The 22,261-nt window shown below is 37.3% G+C and carries 19 protein-coding genes; 4 read left to right on the top strand and 15 right to left on the bottom strand.

What is annotated here, in order from left to right; translation table 11 throughout:
- Positions 1-4 precede the first annotated feature (4 nt).
- The 4 genes from ACH3PA_RS15250 to ACH3PA_RS15235 all read right to left on the bottom strand — a co-directional run bounded on the left by ACH3PA_RS15250 (position 5) and on the right by ACH3PA_RS15235 (position 6,373).
- Complete coding sequence (locus ACH3PA_RS15250; RefSeq protein ID WP_416441869.1) at positions 5-2,182, bottom strand: TonB-dependent receptor; 2,178 nt, start codon at positions 2,180-2,182, stop codon at positions 5-7.
- A 54-nt stretch (positions 2,183-2,236) separates the two neighbouring features.
- Positions 2,237-2,551, bottom strand: a complete 315-nt coding sequence (locus ACH3PA_RS15245; protein ID WP_416441867.1) for a DUF6660 family protein — start codon at positions 2,549-2,551, stop codon at positions 2,237-2,239.
- Positions 2,552-2,645: 94 nt separating this feature from the next.
- Positions 2,646-3,053 carry a Fur family transcriptional regulator gene (locus tag ACH3PA_RS15240; protein WP_416441865.1) on the bottom strand — a complete coding sequence of 136 codons (408 nt, stop codon included), beginning with the start codon at positions 3,051-3,053 and terminating at the stop codon, positions 2,646-2,648.
- An 86-nt stretch (positions 3,054-3,139) separates the two neighbouring features.
- The gene (locus ACH3PA_RS15235) at positions 3,140-6,373 is read right to left on the bottom strand and encodes a WD40/YVTN/BNR-like repeat-containing protein (protein WP_416441863.1); all 3,234 of its coding nucleotides are present in this window, start codon (positions 6,371-6,373) and stop codon (positions 3,140-3,142) included.
- Positions 6,374-6,678: 305 nt separating this feature from the next.
- Between ACH3PA_RS15235 and ACH3PA_RS15230 the strand changes: the two genes are divergently transcribed.
- Entirely contained in the window at positions 6,679-9,207 is a 2,529-nt protein-coding gene (locus ACH3PA_RS15230; protein WP_416441861.1) for an AsmA-like C-terminal region-containing protein, read from the top strand.
- Between the two features lie 35 nt (positions 9,208-9,242).
- Here ACH3PA_RS15230 and arsB read toward each other — a convergent pair whose 3' ends face one another.
- Genes arsB through ACH3PA_RS15210 form a run of 4 tightly spaced genes read right to left on the bottom strand, consistent with a single transcriptional unit; the run spans position 9,243 to position 11,861 of the window.
- On the bottom strand, positions 9,243-10,391 hold the full coding sequence (arsB, locus tag ACH3PA_RS15225; protein ID WP_416441859.1) for an ACR3 family arsenite efflux transporter: 1,149 nt from the start codon (positions 10,389-10,391) through the stop codon (positions 9,243-9,245).
- Positions 10,392-10,397: 6 nt separating this feature from the next.
- Positions 10,398-11,000 carry a protein-tyrosine-phosphatase gene (locus ACH3PA_RS15220; RefSeq protein WP_416441857.1) on the bottom strand — a complete coding sequence of 201 codons (603 nt, stop codon included), beginning with the start codon at positions 10,998-11,000 and terminating at the stop codon, positions 10,398-10,400.
- Positions 11,001-11,019: 19 nt separating this feature from the next.
- Positions 11,020-11,484: a DUF6428 family protein gene (locus ACH3PA_RS15215; RefSeq protein WP_416441855.1), complete on the bottom strand. Its 465-nt coding sequence runs from the start codon at positions 11,482-11,484 to the stop codon at positions 11,020-11,022.
- A 44-nt stretch (positions 11,485-11,528) separates the two neighbouring features.
- Positions 11,529-11,861 (bottom strand): ArsR/SmtB family transcription factor, encoded by a 333-nt coding sequence (locus tag ACH3PA_RS15210; protein ID WP_416441853.1) that lies wholly within the window; start codon positions 11,859-11,861, stop codon positions 11,529-11,531.
- Between the two features lie 208 nt (positions 11,862-12,069).
- Here ACH3PA_RS15210 and ACH3PA_RS15205 point away from each other — a divergent pair, with 208 nt between their 5' ends.
- The 3 genes from ACH3PA_RS15205 to ACH3PA_RS15195 are packed head-to-tail and all read left to right on the top strand — an operon-like array spanning position 12,070 to position 15,812.
- A complete protein-coding gene (locus ACH3PA_RS15205; RefSeq protein ID WP_416441851.1) occupies positions 12,070-13,260 on the top strand; it encodes a pyridoxal phosphate-dependent aminotransferase in 1,191 nt (396 codons plus the stop codon).
- Positions 13,261-13,264: 4 nt separating this feature from the next.
- The gene (locus ACH3PA_RS15200; RefSeq protein WP_416441849.1) at positions 13,265-14,410 is read left to right on the top strand and encodes a permease; all 1,146 of its coding nucleotides are present in this window, start codon (positions 13,265-13,267) and stop codon (positions 14,408-14,410) included.
- 49 nt (positions 14,411-14,459) lie between these two features.
- Positions 14,460-15,812 (top strand): dipeptidase, encoded by a 1,353-nt coding sequence (locus ACH3PA_RS15195; protein ID WP_416448268.1) that lies wholly within the window; start codon positions 14,460-14,462, stop codon positions 15,810-15,812.
- Positions 15,813-15,886: 74 nt separating this feature from the next.
- Here ACH3PA_RS15195 and ACH3PA_RS15190 read toward each other — a convergent pair whose 3' ends face one another.
- The 7 genes from ACH3PA_RS15190 to ACH3PA_RS15160 form a co-directional block, all read right to left on the bottom strand.
- The gene (locus ACH3PA_RS15190; protein ID WP_416448267.1) at positions 15,887-16,624 is read right to left on the bottom strand and encodes a DUF3891 family protein; all 738 of its coding nucleotides are present in this window, start codon (positions 16,622-16,624) and stop codon (positions 15,887-15,889) included.
- A gap of 3 nt (positions 16,625-16,627) precedes the next feature.
- Positions 16,628-17,440: an SDR family NAD(P)-dependent oxidoreductase gene (locus ACH3PA_RS15185; protein WP_416441843.1), complete on the bottom strand. Its 813-nt coding sequence runs from the start codon at positions 17,438-17,440 to the stop codon at positions 16,628-16,630.
- Positions 17,441-18,135: 695 nt separating this feature from the next.
- Positions 18,136-18,870, bottom strand: coding sequence for a LytR/AlgR family response regulator transcription factor (locus ACH3PA_RS15180; RefSeq protein ID WP_416441841.1), 735 nt, complete (start codon positions 18,868-18,870; stop codon positions 18,136-18,138).
- Positions 18,870-19,895, bottom strand: a complete 1,026-nt coding sequence (locus ACH3PA_RS15175; RefSeq protein WP_416441839.1) for a sensor histidine kinase — start codon at positions 19,893-19,895, stop codon at positions 18,870-18,872. Before ACH3PA_RS15175 ends, ACH3PA_RS15180 begins: the two co-directional genes overlap by 1 nt.
- Positions 19,896-19,901: 6 nt before the next feature.
- Positions 19,902-20,234, bottom strand: coding sequence for a DUF4907 domain-containing protein (locus ACH3PA_RS15170; protein WP_416441837.1), 333 nt, complete (start codon positions 20,232-20,234; stop codon positions 19,902-19,904).
- 83 nt (positions 20,235-20,317) lie between these two features.
- The gene (locus tag ACH3PA_RS15165; RefSeq protein ID WP_416441835.1) at positions 20,318-21,313 is read right to left on the bottom strand and encodes a Kelch repeat-containing protein; all 996 of its coding nucleotides are present in this window, start codon (positions 21,311-21,313) and stop codon (positions 20,318-20,320) included.
- 4 nt (positions 21,314-21,317) lie between these two features.
- Positions 21,318-22,187, bottom strand: a complete 870-nt coding sequence (locus ACH3PA_RS15160) for a DUF6268 family outer membrane beta-barrel protein (protein WP_416441833.1) — start codon at positions 22,185-22,187, stop codon at positions 21,318-21,320.
- Positions 22,188-22,261: the final 74 nt, after the last annotated feature.

Genomic DNA, 22,261 nt, shown 5'->3' with positions numbered 1-22,261 from the left:
AATTTTATTCTTCGTTACCAAAAAGTTTATAAATAATTCCTGCACTTACAATTATACCGTCTGTTGGTGCATAGATCTCAGGAAAAGTGGGGTTATCATGCGGAGGAGCAACTAAGGGTGAAAACCTGCTCTGCCTCCTGTCTGTAAAATTTTCAAAATTTGTATAGATGCTTCCCCAGTTAAAATTACGAACAGCCAGAAAGCCCATAGTTATATAATCAGTCGTTTCTGTACCATTAGACAATATCTGGCTACCGGTGTAGTAGGTTTCAAAACCCAGACGCCAGGTTTCGCTTTCATACATGACCACGCTACCTGCGTTATGCTTTGGTGTTAAAGGCTTCTCTGGATTGCCGGGCAGGTAATCAAGATGAGTGTCTATGAACGCATAATTTAAGAACCAGCGGAAATCTTTATACGAAAATTTAATATTTGTCTCTGCGCCCTTACTGCTTATGTTTCCGGTTGCATTTTCAAAGACGTAGCTGTCTGTACTGTTTTGTGCGAGTAGTAATCCGTTTTTAATAGCTGTGTAATAAAATAGTTGATTTGCCGAAACACGTATTTCGTCAGTTAAAAACGTGCTGTAATTAAAATCCAGATTAGCACCATAAGAACGTTCGGCTTCTAATTTATCTTTATCGATTGGCTGTACTCCCTCAAAATTTATAAATTCGGCTTCTTCAGTAAAAATATCGGGAATTTTATACCCTAAACCTCCTCCTATTCTGCTGGAAAAACCACCTCCTCCCTTATAGAGCAAAGAGATTCTGGGCAGGGCAAAAAAGCCCCAATCCCTGCTATAATCACCTCGAAAACCGGTCTCTGCAATCCATTTTTCGGAAATATCGTAAACATTATTGGCAAAAACCCCAGCGGTGATATCTTGTTGATCGCGCTGCAAACCGGGAGAATTTTCATCAAAATCAATGGTATAGAGATTAGAACCAAAAATCCAGTCTGCATTAGCAGTGCTCATTTTGTAACTGGCTTCAGTAAACGTGTTGATCTGGCTGCCTTGAAATTGCAGGTCGGGCACGGATAGATCCCGGTTGAAATACGATATACTGTTTTTAAAAGTAAGGTTATCACCACTATCAAATTGCTTTTCAAAGACCGCCTGACTACTTATCCGCTTAGAAATATTGGCCTCTGTATAGTTATGCCCGTCACCCGCTTCTCCCTGAATGATGGCCATATCGCCACCTATACGATCGTCGTAGGTTGCATTGATTCCCAGCCAGACCTGAGTTCCCGAATCTGGATAGTAGAAAAGTTTGGGATTTATGGAAACAGATTTTGTTTTGGGCAGATTACTAAAACCATCACCTTCAGGATCGTAAACTTTTTGATAGTGACCGGAAGCATACAAGGTCGTTCCCCATTTTCCTTTTCGCTGGCTAAAGAACACATTAGCCGTACTTCCCAGGGCGTGGGTCTGGGTAAACATAAGATCAAGTTCCGGTTCTTCTTTGGGAGTTTTAGAAACCAGATTGACCAACCCCGCAATAGCGCCGCCACCATATAATGTAGACGAACTCCCTTTGATAATTTCAAATTGTTTTAAGTCTAATGGCGGAATCTGCATGATACTCAGGCCGCTGGAGAAGCCTCCATATAAGGGAAAACCATCTTTTAACAACTGGGTGTACCTGCCGTCAAGACCTTGAATACGTATGTTCATGTTGCCGCTGCTCAGTGAGGTTTGCTGCATTTGAATGCCTGTACTTTCTCGCAATACCATAGAAATATTGGTTGCATTCATCATTGATTTTTCGGCTAATTCTTCTCCGCCTATAAATTCGATACGCGTGGGGATTCTCTGTATGGTGCGTGTACTGCGACTGGACTGTAACACAACTTCTTCCAAGGCATTGTCATTCTCCTCAAGGTACACCGTGAACTCAGTATCTGCTGGTAAGGTAACCGTTTGATTATAGACCTGAAAACCGATGTACGAAACGCTTAGCTGATAACTGCCTTCTTTTATATTTTCTAAAATTGCTTTTCCGTCTACATTTGTTACTGTTCCTTTATTTAGTTGAGGAAGGTAAACCGTAGCACCTACTAATGGTATGCTGTCTTTCTGCGTGTAAACCTGTACATTAATGGTATTTGCTTGTTGGGCATATGCGGTAAACCCAATGATACATAAGAGCAAAATGCTCAATTGTTTTTTCATGATTGTAAATTGAATATTAACTACTACTTTTTTGGCTGTTAAGCCTGTAAAATGCTAGCTAATATTCTGAGGAGGTTGCCAAATTTTATATGGAAAATCCAGTGTATCTTTTAAGACATATTCCATGCTTTTTTCAGAACTTATAATAGATATTACCGAAGAAGATACAACAACAGAAGGTTGTAGCACCAGCTGAACCCCACAGCACGAGCAACTGCAAATTGCCGGGCATTCATCTTGTACATCCTGTGCATGATTTTTTTCAACATGGGCTGTTTCACCTTCTTTATCTATATAAAATGCGTCTGCACATGGCGAGAAGGAAAGTGCAAAAATTAAGAGTGATATACTTACAGCTAGTGCTTTCATACGCCACAAAGGTATATCAAAGGTTATGCAAACGGGTTGCAAAGTGAATCTCTTCAATTACTAACAGCTTATGTATTTGTATTGAATTTCCTGATCAATTACAATGAGAACAGATACCTTTTAAAACAAGATTTGCCTGTTGTAGTTTAAAATTTTTGGGGAGATCTATGACCGGAAGATTACGTGACGTAAGACAATACGTCTCACCACAGGAAGTGCAATGAAAGTGATAATGTTGATCTTTAGGTGAGCAGGTACAACCTTCCATACACAAGGCATATTTTGTCATTCCGCTGCCATCATCTATGCTGTGTACGAGCCCGTTGCCTTCAAAAGTTTTTAGTGTACGGTACAAAGTACTCTTATCTGCGGTCTCTAGTTGATCTTCGAGTTCACGCAAAGGGATCGCTTTATCATGCTGCATGAAGTAATTGAGCACAAGCAATCGCATAGCCGTGGGTCTAATATTGCGATTGTCTAATTTTTCCTCAAGAACTGTCATATTCAAATTTAATCAAAATGAATATTTTATAAACAAAAAGCACCTGCTCTTTTAAAGAACAGGTGCTGATTTTATTATATCCTAAATTAGTCTTCTATCAACCCCTCTCCTTCTATCCAGGGCGCACCTGCATTCTTAAGACCTGTTGCAATAGCCGTAAGTTCATTTTGCGTTACTTGTTTTAGATCTGATTTTATAGATGCTAATTGGTCTTCTGCTGTATTAAATGTGGCAATATGATTAGCAGTTGGGCCATAAGTTGTGTTTAAAGCCATCATACCAATACGTGTCCCGATACCGGGTGTAGGATCACCATGCTCGCCCACACTTTCGCGAGCATCATCACCATTCAACCTCTTTTTAATATCAAGCAATTTATCTTGAGTATCATAAATTTTCTTGCTTAGAGCGAGATTAGGTTTTGCAGCACGATCTAACGCGACTTCCATAGCTTTGATTCGCTTTAAACTCATTTCCAAAACCGTATTTGTAGCTTTAATATCCTGTTGGAAATCCTGAACTTCTGCTCTAAAAGCCATTATTTCTTCCGGAGAAGCGCCTTGTAAGGCTCCCGGTTTTAATGAAGAAACCGTAAATGATTTTGACCCACCCAATTGTGAAGTTACCCCATCTACCCGTTTAAAAAGCGTAACTGTATAATCGCCGGGAGTGGCCATAACACTATATCTAAAGTAACCGCCTTGTCTTCCTTCAGTATTATCAAGGTCAATACCGCTACGATCTGCATAATTAAAAGGCCATGATACTCTGTTAAAACCTTTTTTATTGGTTCCTTTTACGGTGTTTACTACTTCGTCATTGCTGTCTTTTACCACTAATAAAAGTTCAGGTTCAGGTTGGCGATCTTCGGCTTCGATTTCTTCCCATCCGGGGAAGGGAGTATTTTCCGATTTCTTTTCAGCGGCTTTTCTTTCGCCTTTTAGCGTTTTCAAATTATCGGCTAAAAAGTAGGTAAAAACGGCTCCATAAGGGTCATTTTCGCCTTCATATTGCATATCCCCCTGACCTCCCACATCACTGCGTTGCGAGAAAAGCATAGCATCATGCACAGTAAATAATGTTGCTTCTTTATCTAAAACAGAAGAATCAAAATTTCGCAAAGGCGAAATATCATCAAGTATGTAAATTCCCCTGCCAAAGGAACCGCCAACAAGATCATCTTCATTTTCCTGAATGGTAATATCCCTAAATGGGATTGTGGGTACACCTCCTTCTAATTTGATCCAGCTTGTGCCGCCGTTATTAGTGAAATATATTCCGAATTCCGTTCCTAAAAATATCAGGTTCTTATCTTCATGATCCTGTACCAGACGCCAGACTATTGTACGATCTGGAAGATCTCCACGTATTGACGTCCAGGATTTTCCTTTATCTGTACTCTTGATCAAATAGGGAGTATAATCTCCTGTTTTATGGTTGTCGAGGGCGGCGTAAACTGTGCCGGCATCAAAAAGATCTGCTCTAATGTCGTTTACAAATGCATTGGCAGGTATTCCTTTTATGGAAGCCGTAGTAGTTTTAGCCCAGCTTTCTCCTCCATTTTCAGTTACTTGAATAATGCCGTCATCTGTGCCGGCATAAATAAGACCTTCTTGTTTGGGTGATTCTGCAAGTGATGTTATCGTATTATAATCTGACATGGCTTTTAAATCCCATGCATTATCCCAGCTCTGTTTTTTACCCATTATAGGCATGTCAAGGCGTACCTGATCTTCGGTTAAAGCATCTGAAATGGGTGTCCACTCATCACCTCTGTTATCAGAACGCCACACGCGTTGTGACCCGAAATATATTCTGGTGGGATTATGCGGACTTACAAGTATGGGTGCATCCCAATTAAAACGCTCGTAAGGCTCACCCTCCCTTGGTTGGGGTTGAATATAAACGGTCTCGCCTGTACTTTGATCTACGCGCCATAAAAAACCTTCCTGAAACTCACCGTAAACAATATCAGGATTGCCGGGTTCTGTGGCAGCATCATAACCGTCTGCTCCCAGCGTTTTCCACCAATCTGCATTGGTTATACCGCCTGAAAAAGTGGTGCCCGAAGGTCCGCCGTTAGATCCATTATCCTGCGTTCCGCCATAAATATTATAGAAAGGTTCAGCATCATCTACTGCAATCTTATAATACTGCTGGATGGGAAGGTTAGGAAAAAACTGCCAGGTCTCGGTAAGATCATAAGTGACATATAATCCGCCGTCTGTACCAAAAAGCACAAAATCAGGATCTGATTCTTTAAATGCTACCGCATGGCTGTCACCGTGCTTGTTGCGCTCATTCATGCGCACAAAAGTTTTACCATGATCATCTGAAATTGACGAACTGTTATTTGTAAAATATATCCTGCCTTCCTGATGTGGTGAGGCAAAAATCTCCTGATAATATAAAGGCCCTGTGCCGCGACCAATCTCATCAGACTGGCGCGTCCATGTAGCGCCCCCATTTGAAGACATATAAAAACCACCTTCTGTGCGATCTGTTTCTATGGCCGCATATACAATTTCAGAATCAAAGGGTGATATTGCAAGACCTATTTTACCCAGTTTTGATGGCGGCAAGCCGTCTTTAAGTTGCGTCCAGGTTTTCCCTCCATCTGTACTTTTATGAATACCAGATTTTGGTCCGCCGCCCATATACGCCGCTACTGTACGATGTCTTTGCCAGGTTGCAGCATAAAGAACATCAGGATTCTCCTGATCGATAATTAAATCTGTAACGCCTGTCCATTCTTCATCACCCAAAGTCTTATTCCATGTTGTGCCACCATCTGTAGATTTATAAAGTCCGCGGTCACCGCCACTGCTCCATAGTGGACCCTGTGAAGCAACCCAAACGATATTGGGATCTTCAGGATGAACTATGATTTTAGACAAATGTTCAGAATCTTTAAGACCCATATTCTTCCAGGTCTTCCCATCATCTGTACTCTTATAGATACCATCACCAAAACCGATGTGACGGCCACCGTTATTTTCTCCTGTTCCTACCCAAATTGTATGTGAATTGTTAGGATCTATGGTCAAACACCCAATGGAGTAACTTACCTGCTCATCAAAAACAGGCTTCCAGGTAGTACCTGAGTTTTCTGTACGCCATACACCGCCGGAAGCTACGGCAATGAACCACGTATTTTCATCATTAGGGTCAATTGCAATATCTGAGATTCTACCACCTGTAAAAGCAGGACCAATATTTCTAAGGTTTAATCCCTTAAAGGTTTCATTTGTAAGTTTCTGAGCTTGAATAGGAATTAACATTCCCAGGCATAAAAGCCCCAGAAGTAGTGTTTTAGTCATTTCTTAAAATTTGAAGATTAGTTAGCAGAAAATTAAGAAAGATTAACTATTTCTTATTCATTTTAGAGTATTGAGGGAAACTTTTAATCAATTAATAGAATTAACTGGTTATTATGTAATATCTATAAATAATGATAGTCATTTATGTGAACAATGAAAACCAAAATGTATTTCAAGTTAATATTATCCCTGGAAAACTGTTTTACGATATATTTACTGCATCGCTCAATCTTCCTTCTCACAAATAAAATTGTCTGAAACTGCTTCGTAACATATTAAAAGTATTAGGGTTTCTCCTATTTCTAATGGCCCTCGCCTATTGGGGAATAAACTATTATTTAAACAATCATAAAGATCAGGTCATTAGCGAGATTGAAGAATGGTATGCTAACAATTACTACGGCACGCTCTCCTTTGAAGATGTGTCTGTAAGTTCGTTTGAGAATTTTCCTTCTATGTCTATGACGGTAAAAAATATCTTACTTGTAGACTCGCTTTATTCTATTCATCAATATAAAACACTTGCTGCAGAAGAGGTTCAGCTTGTTATTTCCTTTCAAAAGCTAATTAAGAAAAAGATACAGTTTAAATCAATAATCATAGAAAACGGTGAATTTAACCTAATTACTGATTCTACCGGGTACAGCAATGGGCATGTATTTGTTTCTAAGAACCGAAAGAATAAAAAAAGTAATTCTAAAGAAAATTGGTTTTCGCATGACAATGCAAAAATTCAGATTAAAAATTTTGAAGCCAACGTATTCGATTTTGAAAAAAATAAACGAATTACATCTCAAATAGATTACGTTTCTACCACTGTAAAACCATACAACGATGGGATAAAAGGCTCTGCAGACGTTGATATTCTCATGCATGAAATGGGTTTAAACCTGGATAAGGGAACATTTTTTAATGAAGCTCGCGTAAGTGCTTCTTTTGAATACAATTTTGATAAAACAACAGAGAAATTAGTAATACCACAGTTTGATCTAAAAGTAAAAAATCAGGATTTTAAGGCTAAAATCGGCATAAATACCACCAATATCGGCACATTTTCATTCTCCCTAGAAAATAAGAAAACGAATTATGAAGAGATAAAAAGTCTGGTCTCTCAAAACATTGAAAAACAACTTGATAAATACGTTATAGAGAAGCCTTTTTATACCTTCACCACTTTAGAGGGCAGCTTTGCATATAGAAGTAACCCTTTGGTGAAAATCAAATTTAGCGGGCGCAATAATCAGGCAGTTGTTTATGATACAATCAATATTACAAACCTGAGTTTTAATGGAAATTTCATAAACCGAATTTCGCCTACCGCCACAGAAAATCAGAATAAAAAAAACTTAACGCTCTATTTTGATTCAATTACCGGCGCTTATAAAGACATTGATTTTCGCTTCAGCGAAACTGAATTCAGCAATGTCGTAAACACTGCTTCTGTAGATTTAAAATTAGATGCAAATGGTAAATCTGAAAGCCTGAACACTTTACTTAAGAATGAAGATTTCTTCTTTTCTAAAGGTACTTTCAGCCTAAATTCTACCTACAGTGGCGAAATTACATCACTTGACAATTTACTTATTGGGACTAATAGTTCGCTACAGCTTTTTAATAATTCGGTTTATTACAAACCCACAACGATAAGTGTAAAAATTGACACGCTCGATGTTCATTTATTTAATAAAAATGCGGTTTTAGAAACTTTGAAAATTCCGCTGGATACAGGAGAAAAGTTAGTGTTTTCAGGCAAACTGAACAATTTTACTTCTCTGCTTTACAACCGGTCAGATCCTGTTTCTTCTCAATTGAATATCTTTTCAAAAGATATGATCTGGCTTGATTTCATAAAAATATTTGAAACTCTTGACAGCGATAAACCAAAAAAAGACAAGTCTGAAGTAAATCCTAATCTCCTTCTTAGAAAGAGTTTACAAGGTATTTATGCCAAATTTAATCCCAGCGTAAACCTAAAATTACAATCGTTTAACTATGATAATTTTTTAGTGAAATCGATTAGTACAAAAGCTCACTATATTGATGAAAATACCATTTATCTGGAAGACACCGGTTTTATATATGAGAACGGAAAAGTCAATCTAAATGCGATTTTTGACATTAGCCAGGCAGGCGAAACGGGATTTGATATCGATTTTCAAACAGAGCAATTAGATTTGGGTAAAATTTTGAGAGCGTTTGATTATTTCAATTTATCATCATTTAAAAAAGCTGATGAAATTCAGGGCGAAATAACCATAGATTCTAATCTTGAAGGTATTATAGATGACGTAACAGGTCTTAAAACCAAAACCTTAAAAGGTGAAATTAGTTTTGATCTTAAAAGTGCTCAATTAAAAGGCTTTGCACCCATTCAGAAAATAGGAAATATAGCTTTTAGAAAAGAACGTTTTGAAGATATTCGTTTTGCACCTATTAAGAATACACTATTTATTGATGATGATGTCATAGAAATACCACAAATGGAAATTCAATCTACTGCCTTTAATCTCTTTATAGAAGGTCATTTAGATTACGGCAACAAAACCAACATCTGGGTTTCTGTGCCTCTGCGCAATATTAAAAAGCGCGATCTTAACGCAATTCCTGATAAGCTGGGTTATATAGAATCTGGTAAAAAGGTGTTTATAGAAGTAATAGATAACGGTGAAGGTACATTAGATTATAAATTACATCTCACAAACAAAAAGCTGTATGAAGCCAAAGATATTCTTGACGAATATCATGATGACAAGAAAAAGGAACGCCAGTTAAGAAGGGCTTACAAGAAAAAACTACGCATTAAAAATCGGGAAGAAAGGCGAAATAATGGCTGAAATCAGGTCAAAATCAGCCATTACTTTGCGTATTTCTAAATGTGTGCTGTATTCACTTTGTAATATTTTTTCTTTAGCCAAAAAGCAACACGTACCAGTATAATTAGAGCGGGAACTTCTACTAAAGGCCCCACAACCCCTGCAAACGCCTGACCAGAATTAAGACCAAATACTGAAATGGCAACGGCAATCGCAAGCTCAAAATTATTACCGGCGGCCGTAAACGAGATCGCCGCGTTCTTGTCATAATCTGCGCCCATTGCTTTACTAAAAAAGAAGCCGATTATAAACATGATCGCAAAGTAGATCAATAGCGGGCCAGCGATCACAAGTACATCTGTTGGTATTTTAACGATGAGTTCACCTTTTAATGAGAACATCACTACAATTGTAAATAACAATGCAATAAGCGTCACGGGTGAAATTGTGGGTATAAATGTTTCAGTGTACCACTCCTCTCCTTTGAGTTTTACTAAAACCAATCTGCTTAACAAGCCGGCAGCAAAGGGAATACCCAGATATATCGCTACACTTTCTGCAATTGTACCAATAGAAATATCTACAATAGCTCCTTCAAAACCAAAATATGGCGGTAAAACCGTAATAAATAACCAGGCATAAAAACTGTATCCAAACACCTGAAAAATGCTGTTTAAAGCAACTAAACCTGCACCGTACTCGCTGCTTCCTTCTGCGAGGTCATTCCATACCAGAACCATTGCAATGCAACGCGCCAGACCTATTAAAATAAGACCAACCATATATTCAGGATAATCCTGAAGAAATAGAAGTGCAAGCACAAACATAAGAACGGGACCAATGATCCAGTTTAAAATTAACGAGATCGACAAGATCTTTACGTTCTTAAAAACCTTAGGCAAAAGACTATAATTCACTTTCGCTAAAGGCGGATACATCATTAAAATCAATCCAATTGCTATAGGCCAGTTAGTCGAGCCGCTGGAATAGGTATTGATCTGCGCAGGAATGGCCGGGAAAAAATATCCCGCTCCCACACCAATTAACATGGCAAGAAATATCCAGAGCGTTAAAAACCTATCTAAAAATCCAAGTTTTTTGCCCTGTGGCGTCGATTTAGCCTCAGCATTCTTGCCTTGATTTATATTAATTTCTGATTCAGATCTTGAGTTTTTATGCGAAGTTTCCTGATTTTTGTTTGCCATTTTTTACTATTTAATAGCTGAGAATATGTATTTCATTTCTGTTGCGATCTGCTTGCTACGCTCTTCATATTTTTCGGTTTCCTGAGAAGTACCATCAAATTCTTTAGGATCTTCATACATTATAGGAATACGCTTCTCTGCTCCCGGTATAAACGGGCAAGTTTCATCTGCATGTGAACAGGTCATAACAGCAGCAAAACCAGATTCAGGATTTGCAGCATCATCATATTTCTTAGAAAAGGTAGTTATAGCGGGTTTATCATCTGCAAAATACACAGCTACTTTTGGGTTGTTTTCTCCCGATTTTTCAATCAAAAAACCGGTTTTTTCAATAGTTTTTATACCATTAGGATGAAAAGCGGTCACTTCTACTCCACCAGAATATGTTTTGATATCAATACCAAAATAATCTGCTACTGCTTGTGCCCAAACTTGCGCTAACTGGCTTCTGCGTGAGTTGTGCGTACAGATAAAATTCACAGCAGGAATTACCTCTTGAGAACGCTTGTTCTTTATGAAATCTATTAAAGGTTGTAGAGTTTCCTTTCGCTCTTGCGAAACAGAACTAAGGTCGAGACCTTCTATGTAGGTTTTAATTTTTGAATACATGCTTTTTAGATTGATGAATTTAGCAGCAACCAGAACCGGGTGCGCAGGATTGGTTTTGAATATCTGATAATTTAACTTTTGGTTTTTGAGGAGTGATACCGCACTTATCTTTAGCCAGACAATCGGTTTTAGTATTTGTTAGCAGAAAATTCTCTCCATCAAAATCAAGATCATATTTATTGATCGTATCACCCTGATACTCCACCTCAATTTCCAGATCAGGAATTTCTAAAATTCGCTCAGAAAGCTCGATAATTTCGCTGAGTTTTTCAGGATGCAGTCTGTGATCATAATCATCTGCTTCCCATAATTGAAGACTGGCACGCTCTTCCCGTCGTACCGTACCGCCACAATCAATAAAATTCTTAATACTGTGACCTATTTCTGTAACGTGAAAGTGAGATGGCACGAGCGTACCATTAGGAAGCACAAAAGCTATTTGCTCTTTTTGGTCTAAGTGATCTTTTAATTGAGATAATTTCATATTTATTATTTAATTGCAATATTGCGATTGATATAGATAATTTTTTAGCAACATTTTGATTGCGTTGCTGGTACTTTACTTAAAAACTCAGCAAAAAGTTGCTGCATAGATGCCCAGATTTCAGTGTCAATGCAATAACACACACTTGTACCTTCTACATTACCTTTTATTAAACCCAGGTTTTTAAGCTCTTTCAAATGTTGGGAAATAGTAGGCTGAGCCAGACCAATCTCTTCTACAAGGTCACCGCATATACAAGTTTCAGCTTTAAAAAGATGCTGTAGAATTGCAACACGTGCCGGGTGCCCAAAAGCTTTCGCGAAAAGCGCTATTTTATTTTGCTGGTCTGTAAAAATTTCGGTTTTAGTAACACCCATATTAAATACTTTATTGCAATATTACGATTAAATATTAAAATCTCACATACTTTAAGAAATTTTATAAAGTTTCGCATTTTCAAATTGGCAATTTATGGGGTTTATTTTTAATGAAAATTTATTTATGTAATTGATTTTTAGATAATTCACATTGCATCAGCTACTTATTTAATTTAACTTCAATTAAAATTCTACCAACATAAAAAATATGAAACCACAATCCTTAAATCGACGTCAGTGGCTGAAAACCGGAGCTTTAGCTTTAGGAGCTGTTGCTGTTACGCCGCAGTCTCTCTGGTCAAAAACAGTTGAAGAAGCTCAAAACAATAACCGCAGGTTTTTATACACGCATAGCTCTTTTAATGAGTTTACACCGCCTAAATTTCCTGATCTAAATACAGTGAGAGCTCGTCTGGTTTGGAATGAGAATCCGCACGGTCCTTCTAAAAAAGCTGCTGCTGCATTTCAGGAAGCCGTTTTTGATGGTAATCATTATTCCTGGGGTTCCCTGGAAGAACTTGTAGAAAAGATTGCGGCTTATGAAGGCGTTGAGACCAATCAAATAATGATGGGTCCCGGTTCATCAGATCTTCTTGAGAAAACGGCTATGGTCTTGTTTCAGGAGGGGGGTAATGTTATAAGTGCAGATCCCAGTTATATGTCACTTGTATCTGTTGCAAAAGCTGCCGGTGGTAAATGGAAATCTGTAAAGCTTACACCAGATTATCAACATGATCTTGAAGCTATGGAAGCTGCAATAGATGATGATACTAAACTTGTTTACATTACAAATCCTAATAATCCTACCGCTACAATTACAGACACTAAAAAGCTCTATGATTTTTGCGATCGCGTTTCAGACCGTGTGCCTGTATTTATTGATGAGGCATATATAGAACTTTCTGATGGCGGCATGGCAAATAGTATGGCCCCGCTTGTAGCTAAAGGAAAAGATGTCTACGTATCACGCACCTTCTCTAAGATTCATGGTATGGCCGGCTTGCGCATAGGATATATGCTGGGCAATGTTGACAGTCTTGAAACTATTAATAAAGTTACCCGTGGAGGTATGGGAATTTCAGGACCTTCTATCGCTGCAGCAAAAACCAGTATGGATGATGCTGAATATCTTACAAGCTGCAAGGCAAAAATTAAAGAAGCTCGTGACTATACAACAGATTATCTGGCAAAAAGAGGTATAGAATTTATGCCTTCTGAAACCAACTTTGTGATTTTCCCCATAGATATGGAAGGCGATGCTTTTCTGGAACAAATCTACGAGCGCAAAATTGTGGTTAGAGCCTTTAAATTTTGGGATCAGAACTGGTGCCGCGTAAGCATGGGAACAATGGACGAAATGAAAATTTTTACTGATGCCATTGATGAAATTATAGTTTGATAGAATGGAAATTACTTTACAAAAGACATTCACATTTATTCTTTTTATAGGTATAGGTTTACTACTAAAGCTAAAGTTTGACGGGAAAAATGAGATCTCAGGAATAAAGAAAATTATTCTGAATCTTGCTTTACCAGCCACAATATTTATTGCTTTACTCGGGATTAAAATTGATGCTAGCTTATTGCTTTTGCCAGTGATGGCATTAGCCTTAAACGGCATTCTGTTTTTTGGTTTTCCCTTGCTTTTACCTTTACTGGGCATTTACAGGAACTCTCCAAAATACAGGACAGCAAAGATGTTAATTCCGTCATTAGCACCGGGACTGTCCTGTTTTCCTTTTATTTTGGAATATTTAGGAGATGGTTATCTGGCAAAAGCTGCGATGGCAGATCTTGGCAATAAGGTTTTTGTATTAATGATACTTTATCTGGTTGCCATGAACTGGCATTATAAACTGCAATCGCAGGTGGTACGCAGTCAGGCTTCAAAATTGAAATCTCTATTTATTGCTATGATTTCAGAACCTGTGAATCTTTTTATTGCAGCTGCATTGATTCTGTTGGGTTTTGGTTTAAATATAGATTCTCTGCCTTTCGTTATAAGCGATACCCTTTTAAGATTAAGTACGTTAATGACACCATTAGTGCTGCTATTTATAGGCCTGGCGGTAAAAATAAGACGTAAACAGTTCACTCAAATTCTATCTATACTATTGCTTAGAGCGGGAGTTGTTGTTCTTGCCTGCACAGCATTTGTATACATTTTTAATGTTTCTGTTCAAAATGATATTCTCTTAATGCTTGCTTTTGGTCTAAGCGCTTGTAGTTTTTGGCCTTTTGCACATATTTCTGCGGTAGGTTCTCAGGAAGAAGATTTAGCTGATGGTCAAAAAACCTTTGATGGTACTTTTTCTATTAATATTCTCGCACTTTCGTTTCCTTTAAGCACAGCATTGATACTTGGAGTTTTGTCTAGCGGAAACACGTTCTACGGAATTTTACCTTTATTGATCCTATCCGGAGTACTCCTATTCTTAGGATTTATCCCTGTGATTTTCTTAAAAGCTCAGGAATTTAGACTTGAAAGTGCCAGAGAAAATAAAGAAGTAGCTCAATATGAAGCCTCTTCGGCAACTGAGGGCGCTTAATAAATGCTTTTTTATTTATATATTGACTGTCTTAAATTAGTAATACCCTATGATAAAAAAATACTCCTTTAAATTATCTCAAAAAATTTTTCTTCTTAGTTGTTTGCCTCTTTTTCTATGTTGTTTCTCGTGTACTACAGAAAAGAAAGCCGCAACTGCAGAAACTGAGGATGAACTTCTGGTACGAGCCAGAACTATACATAATGATGTTATCACGCTAGATACGCACTGCGATATAAACGTCAATAATTTTACAGATTCTATTAATTATACGCAGGATCTGGATACACAGGTTACTTTACCCAAAATGAAAGAAGGTGGTCTTGATGTTGCCTGGTTTATAGTTTATACCGGTCAGGATACTCTTACTGATGAAGGTTATCAAATGGCTTATGAAAACGCTATTTCAAAATTTGATGCGATTCATAAACTGGTAGAAGAAATTGCACCAGATGAAATTGAACTCGCAACCACATCTGATGATGTAAGACGTATTGTGAAAGCGGGTAAAAAAGTAGCGATGATAGGTGTTGAAAATGGTTACCCAATAGGAACTGATATTAAAAGAGTAGAAGAGTTTTACAACCGCGGAGCTCGATATATGTCTCTGGCTCATAATGGTCATAGCCAACTTGCAGATAGTAATACGGGTGAGAAAGACAGCATTTGGTTAAACAATGGTGTAAGTGATCTGGGAAAAGAAGTTGTTAAAGAAATGAATCGTCTGGGAATGATGATAGATGTTTCACACCCTTCTAAGGAAGCAATGAAACAAATGGTAGCTTTGAGTAAAGCTCCTATTATCGCATCACATTCTTCTGCCAGAGCGTTAGGAGAGCACAGCAGAAATCTTGATGATGAGCAACTTGAACTAATTAAAGAAAATGGTGGAGTGGTACAGGCTGTGGCATTTAGATCTTATGTAAATCCTGAAAAAGATGCAGCATTAGATAAATACCGTACAGAAATAGGCAAAGAAATAATGGATTCTCTGGGTTATAAGTGGGTAGAACGTGAAGATTTTCATAATCTATCTCCTGCAGAAAGAGTTGATTATTTTGCGCATTACCATAGCATGAGCGACCTAAGAGACAAAAAAATGGCTACAATAGATAGCCTTCCTCCTGCTGTGAATGTTAGTGATTTTGTAGATCATATAGATTATATGGTAGATCTTATTGGTATAGAACACGTAGGTATTAGTTCAGATTTTGATGGTGGCGGCGGTGTAGAAGGCTGGAATGATGCTTCGCAAACTTTTAATGTTACTCTCGAATTAGTTAGAAGAGGTTATACCGAAGATGAAATAGCTAAGTTATGGAGCGGTAATCTTTTAAGAGTTCTGGATGAAGTGCAAAGTATTGCAGAGAATATTCAGGAAAAAAACAAAGAAGTTGAATAACCCAAGAGCCTGAGAAAACCGGTTTAAAAAGACAAAAACCTGCTGATTTCGCGTAAAAATCAGCAGGTTTTTATTTATTTTCTAAAGCTGAATGTTTCTCTTTTAAACGTGGCTGTATCTAAGGCTTTCTTTAATTCTTTGTTTGATCTAAAAGTTGATTCAGTAACAGGGTGCAGCTCTACTCCTACTTTAAACTTTTCGCTTTCAAAGCACCATGGCTCAACGCCTATGCTACCATCATTTCTACAAAAGATAAAATATTGCTCGCCTTCTATACTGGTGTTAATCTCGAGCATTCTTTCTACCGCAGGAAGTTTTTCCTGACATAGTATTAAAGAACATCTGTCGCAAAATCTTAAAATCTCATAATACGCAGCGGCCTCTTTTTTACTCAAGCCATAATGAGTGCGTAGCTCTTTTCTAATTTTCTTTTGCTTGAGCAGCATTTTTTTAAAACCGTTGTGTGTTTTTTCAAGATCGCCGTATAAGAATTCCAGATGTAGCGAAATTAACAGCGCAACGAAGCCAGATTTTCGCATCGCAGTATCAAAAACACGTTCTGCGCGTTCCAGGTTTTCATCTTCAGATCTATTAACTTCAGTAAAATCCTGTGGCATCCCGGCATCATTGAGATAAGGTTTTTCATTAAAATCAAGTTGATTATCATCATGCTCAATTATTGCCGTGAGTGTCTCAACCCAAAATTCAGGACGGAACTTATGCTTAAGATGGTGAGCGATCTGCCCGGCCAGAATACCATGGGCGTATTGATATATTATATCCCAACCATCATTTGTCTTTCTAACGATCATATTTTAACTAAAAGCTGATTCTACAGAGCCTGCATCTACTCTGTAATTACTTCCGTTTACAAAACTTGCTTTTTCTGAACACAAAAAGGTAATCACCGCTGCCACCTCATCAGGTTGCCCGCGTCTTTGCACCTCAATATGTGGCCGCTTGTTCTTAAGAAACCATTCAACCGCTTCTTCTACACTAATATTTTTCTCTTTAGCCAGTTCTTCCATCATTGCGTCTGTCATAGGGGTTTCTATATATGCCGGTGACACACTATTAACTAATATACCATCTTTACCATAAATACGAGACAAGCATTTTGAGAGGTTTATTATTGCGGCTTTACAAGCGTTATATGCACTTTCTTCCTCATAAGGCTGAAATGCATTTTCTGAAGCAATAAGAACGATTCTTCCCCATCCTTTCTTTTTTAACTGTGGAATAAAAGCTCTACAAATTCTTACCGCGCCCATAAGATCAACATTAATAGTCTCATGCCAATCATTATCTGTCAACTCCAGAAAGTCGCCCGCAGCTCCTCTCGCTCCCGCTGAATTGACAACAATATCAACTCCCCCAAAATTACGGTCTGTATATTCTGCCAGGGCCTCAACTTCAGCATTTTTAATAATATCACACACGTGGTAATAAACAGCGGCTTGATCATTAACTTTTAATATCTCTTGTTTAGCAAGTTTTAGCTTTTCTTCAGATCTGCTTGATAAAATTAAAGTGCACCCTTCTGCGGCTAAAGTTTTTGCCGTTGCTAAACCTATGCCTGAATCACTCCCAATAATAAGTGCGATCTTATTCTCTATCCCTAAATTCATTGATATAAATTTTCATATTAAAAATGCGCTAGTAAAACATAAATTTATTGTTACCAACTCTAGCTTAAAGAAAATTAATAAATTTTAACCATCACATTTTAATATAATTAGGATTCTGAATTTTGTTTTTTGTAGAATGATTAAAAATTTAGAGAAGAGAATTAATTTATATTATGTTTTATTTCTAAAAATTATATATTTGATCCTCTAATTTACGTTATGGGGGTGATAGTAAATTAGAATATAAAGCCTGGATAACTTATCCGGGCTTATTTTTTTGCATTACACCGCTTTTATTCACTGGGAGACATTTAGATTTCTAATTGTTTGTTAGGCGATTACAGCTACATATATTTCAGCTTAAAGTTACAGGTTTCTATTCCTCAGGTCTTCTTGCGCTTGATTCATTAGTTTTATATCCGGAAATATAATTCGGGTTTATAGTAGAAGTTTCTTTTGCTATTTACGCGTACTCTTTCCCGGATATTGTCTACTTGCGGGAGATTTTACCCTACATTTTAACGATATTAGGCTACCTGGAGGAGGTTTTATGCTTAGACTAAAAGAGGCCACCTTCATTTTTTAGCTTTCGCGGAAATCATTTTTTCAAGTGCTTAAAAAAGCAATGAATCTGATAATAAAATCGGGTGAAAATGAGTGAAAATCGGTGTTTTATGATGTATTTTTAGATTACATCAACCAATTTTTAGCTGTGCAAAAACTATTTCTTTAAAGGTTTCACCTATTGGGATGCGCACATCGTTAATAACGATCTTAGTTTTCTGCACAGCCTTTATATAATTTACATTCACCACAAAGCTTCTGTGTACACGCAAAAAGCTGTTTTTAGGAAGCTTCTCCTGAATATCCTTAAAACTGGACAAGGTTAAAATTGCTTTATCAGATTGTGAGGTGTAAATTTTGATGTAATCCTTCAATCCCTGTAGATAAATAATATCTGCTGTATTGATCTTGATATTTTCGTATTCAGATTTTATAAAAATGAAATCTGCTATAGTTTCAGTTTCATTACTAGGTTTTGTAGATGCAGTTTCCGGTTTATTTCTGCGGTAGGTTGATTCATGCTTTTCTTTCGCTCTGGCGATAGCTTTTAAAAACCTGGGAAACGGAATGGGCTTTACTAGATAATCTGTGGCATTGAGATCAAAACCTTCTAAAGCATACTGCGGATAAGCCGTGGTAAATATAAATTGCGGCAGATTATCTAGCGTTTTTACTAACTCAATACCGCTCAGGTTAGGCATCTCAATATCAAGAAATACAAGGTCTACTCGATGCCTGTTTAAAATGGTAATTGCATCAAGGGGATTTGTGCATTTTGCTACAACTTCCATCCCTCCTACTTTTTCTAAATATGTAGTTATGACATCTATCGCAAGAGGTTCATCATCAATTACAACACACTGCATTAGTTTAGCTTTAATTTTAAATATACCACAAATTTGTTGTCTACTTCTTGCACTTCTAAAGTATGTTTGTCTTTGTATAACAGAGCGATACGGTCTGTGGTATTTTGCAACCCGATACCAGAATTATTAACGTCTTTTTTACGGTTACCAATCACATTTACACATTTAAATTCTAAGTAGTTGTGATTTATATTTATTGTGATTCTTACTTCAGTATTGCCTTTAAAATCTGTACCGTATTTAAAAGCGTTCTCTATGAAAGAGATCAATAAAAGCGGTCGTATTTTCTGATTAGTAACGTTACCATGTATGTTAAGCGTTATATTCTCATTATTTGCAATACGCAGCCGTTGTAATTTTAGATAATTCTGAATATACTCGAGCTCATCTTTTAGCGAAACAAAATCATTATCGGTTTGATATAACATGTAGCGCATCAACTCAGACAGTGTGATAACAGCTTCAGGAGCGTCATCAGATTTTTTTGTGGTTAGTGCATAAATACTGTTGAGGGAATTGAATAAAAAATGTGGACTCAATTGGTTTTTTAAAAAATTGAGTTCACTTCTGGTTTTATAGGTCTCTATCTCTTTTTTCTTGCGTTCATTTTGGTTCCACTCTTCATACATTTTTATTGCAGTTCCTATCACAATAAATGACATTGCGGTGATTAAGGGAAATACAAATCTAAAAATATCAAAGAATGGTGGTCGCGGTCTGTTTTCAAACCTAGCCTCTGCCATACGTTCTCTTACCTCCGGAGGCATATTTTGAGGCCAGAAAGCAATTATGAGTACCGGCAGAACTAAGGAGATGGCAACAGCAATTATATATTTTTTAGTTTGCTTAGTAAGCAAATAAGTGGGCACAAAAAACAAGTAATTCATGTAAAACAGGAGCATATTAACTCCCATTAAAAGCATGAAGTGAAAAGGGAACAACTCCAGATTCCAGTATATCTGAAAAATAAATAGGCATAAAAAACCTAACCAGATTGATAAATGAACAAGAACTTGTTTTCTCATTGACTGTTATTTAGTTTGAGAATAGCAATCTAGTGCTATCGCGGTGTTCTCTAATTCTTCTTTAGAAATTGCGGGATTAAGTTTTAAGGTAATTTTTTCTATCACTAAATGAGCTATTTTTTTTGCATCTTCTTTAGTACAAAATACCGCTTTTTTCTCAAGTGCAGGTATATACGTTTGTTTAATAAGAGTTTTCTCATGATCTATAATTTTATAGCCATAGCCCATTTCTGATCTAAAAATCTGCACTTTTAGGTCATTTTTCGCGCCAGAGCGCCAGATAATGCCGCAACCTATTATTAAAAGGCCAGCATAAATAAATAGGGTTTTCAATTTCATAATCAAATAAAAAAACCCGGAGCATTCCAATCATCTGTAAATTTTTAAAAACACTCCGGGCAACAAAAAAAAACATGTACTACTTAATCTTCATCATCATAATCTTCTTGAGGGAAAATTTCATATGCATCATCGAGGTATAAGCTGCCAGATCTCCCCAGCAAAACAAATGCGCGACTACCTGTGGTAAAGCTTAGAGCATCTTGTCTCGCTGTAGCTTCGAGGGTTGTGATATTCTCCCATTCATCTAAAGCAGGATCATATTCCCACGTGCTACCTACTGCGCCGCCGCTGTAGCCGGCAACTATATAACCTAAGCCGTTTAGGCCAAAACCTACTGCATTAGATCGCGTTATTGTGTAATCATCTTCTTCATCCAGATCATTGAGCTTTGTCCACACTTCTGCAGTAGGATCAAACTTCCAGAAATCTGTTTTGTAAAGTCCGTTGCTTACTCCTGTGCCCAGGTATATAAGACCGTCAATTGAGAATGATGTTGCATCTCTGCGCTTATCACCGCCAAAACCTACTAACTCAGACCACGTGTCTGCTGTGGGATCGTATTTCCAGAAATCCTTTTTATCATTATCACCATCGTAACCCGTACCTATAAAACCAGCCGTATTACTGGCAAAACCAACAGCAGCTCGTCGCACACCGCCGCCAAAGTCTGCTTTTTGTGACCATGAGTTTGCCGCAGGATCATACTGCCAGAAATCGCTAAGTTCATCTTCACCGTCATAACCTATGCCTACATATCCTTTATCGTTTACTGCAAAACTACTCGCAGAACTGCGCGCTGTACCGGGAAAATCTGCTTTTTGCACCCAATAATCGCCTTCTATATCATATTGCCAGAAATCACTCAAATAATCATCGCCATCATATCCTGTCCCCATGTAGCCATAATCACCTATCGTAAAGCCGGCAACGTTACTTCGTGGAATACCGTCAAAAACTGAGCGCTCTTTCCAGTTACCTCTGTCTGTATCGTCATCGTCAGACGAGCAACTCGTAAAAGTAACCGCAGCAAGAACTAGGATTGCTATTAATTTTTTATTTTCATTCATCTTAATCATTGTATCATTTTTTGAGATTAAATTTTATTCCGGTTGAAAAAAATGGTCGTGAAGGCATGTCAAAAGCAAAGACCTGATTTTCTGTATTATTAAGTAAATTGAATTTGTTCTTGAGTAGATATCCGCCTTTGAGCGAAAAAGACCAATTATCATCTAAAGCATACTCATACCCTAAACTCAGTGTGGTAGCGCTTAGTTCTGTTTTTGCTGCAGATGTGTTGGTATTTAAAATTATGGGAGTACTTAAATTGGCATACATACCATCTTGCGTAGCAATTACCATAAAAGAATTATTAGGATCAAGCGCATACCGCACCTGCGTTTGCGGGAAACCTATCTCGTAAGACAGATTTTCATCTATTTGTTGACTAATACTTAATTCTGGCAACCACTTAGGTTTGCCCAAGTAAGTCCTGTAACCCAAACCCAATTTTATATTGAGCGGTAAATCTGAATCTGCTGTTTTTACTATATGAAAACCTCCTGTATATAAAAGATCTTGGTTTGATATTTTGCTAGTTAAATTTGAGGCAATAGCCGTATTAAAATCGGCAGTAAATGACCAGTTTTCCGCTAAATTATACCTAAAATCGACGCCTGCAGAAACATTATATAAACGTTCTAATTCTGATGTTTCTAAAGGAAAACTTTCTAAAAATTCTGCTCTGTAATAGTCTGCATCCAGTGCAGCGGTGATTTCAAAATTCTGCCATTGAGCAGGAATATTAATTAATAATGAAGTCTTGTTTAGATCAACATCTTCATTATTAGCCGGGGCTAAAGCATAATCAAACGCAAACAGATCTTTGTTAGTCTGGCTATACATTTTAGTTCCTATAGTAAGAATGAGAATTAGCATCAGGTTTTTATTCATTACTGAATTTCAATTTGAGCCAAAACTATACAGCCACCACAGCCTAAGAAAATATTTTATATGATCGTGTGATT

The organism is Leeuwenhoekiella sp. A2, assembly GCF_047946655.1.
GTDB lineage: Bacteria > Bacteroidota > Bacteroidia > Flavobacteriales > Flavobacteriaceae > Leeuwenhoekiella.
This window is presented reverse-complemented; position numbering and strand designations above follow the sequence as displayed.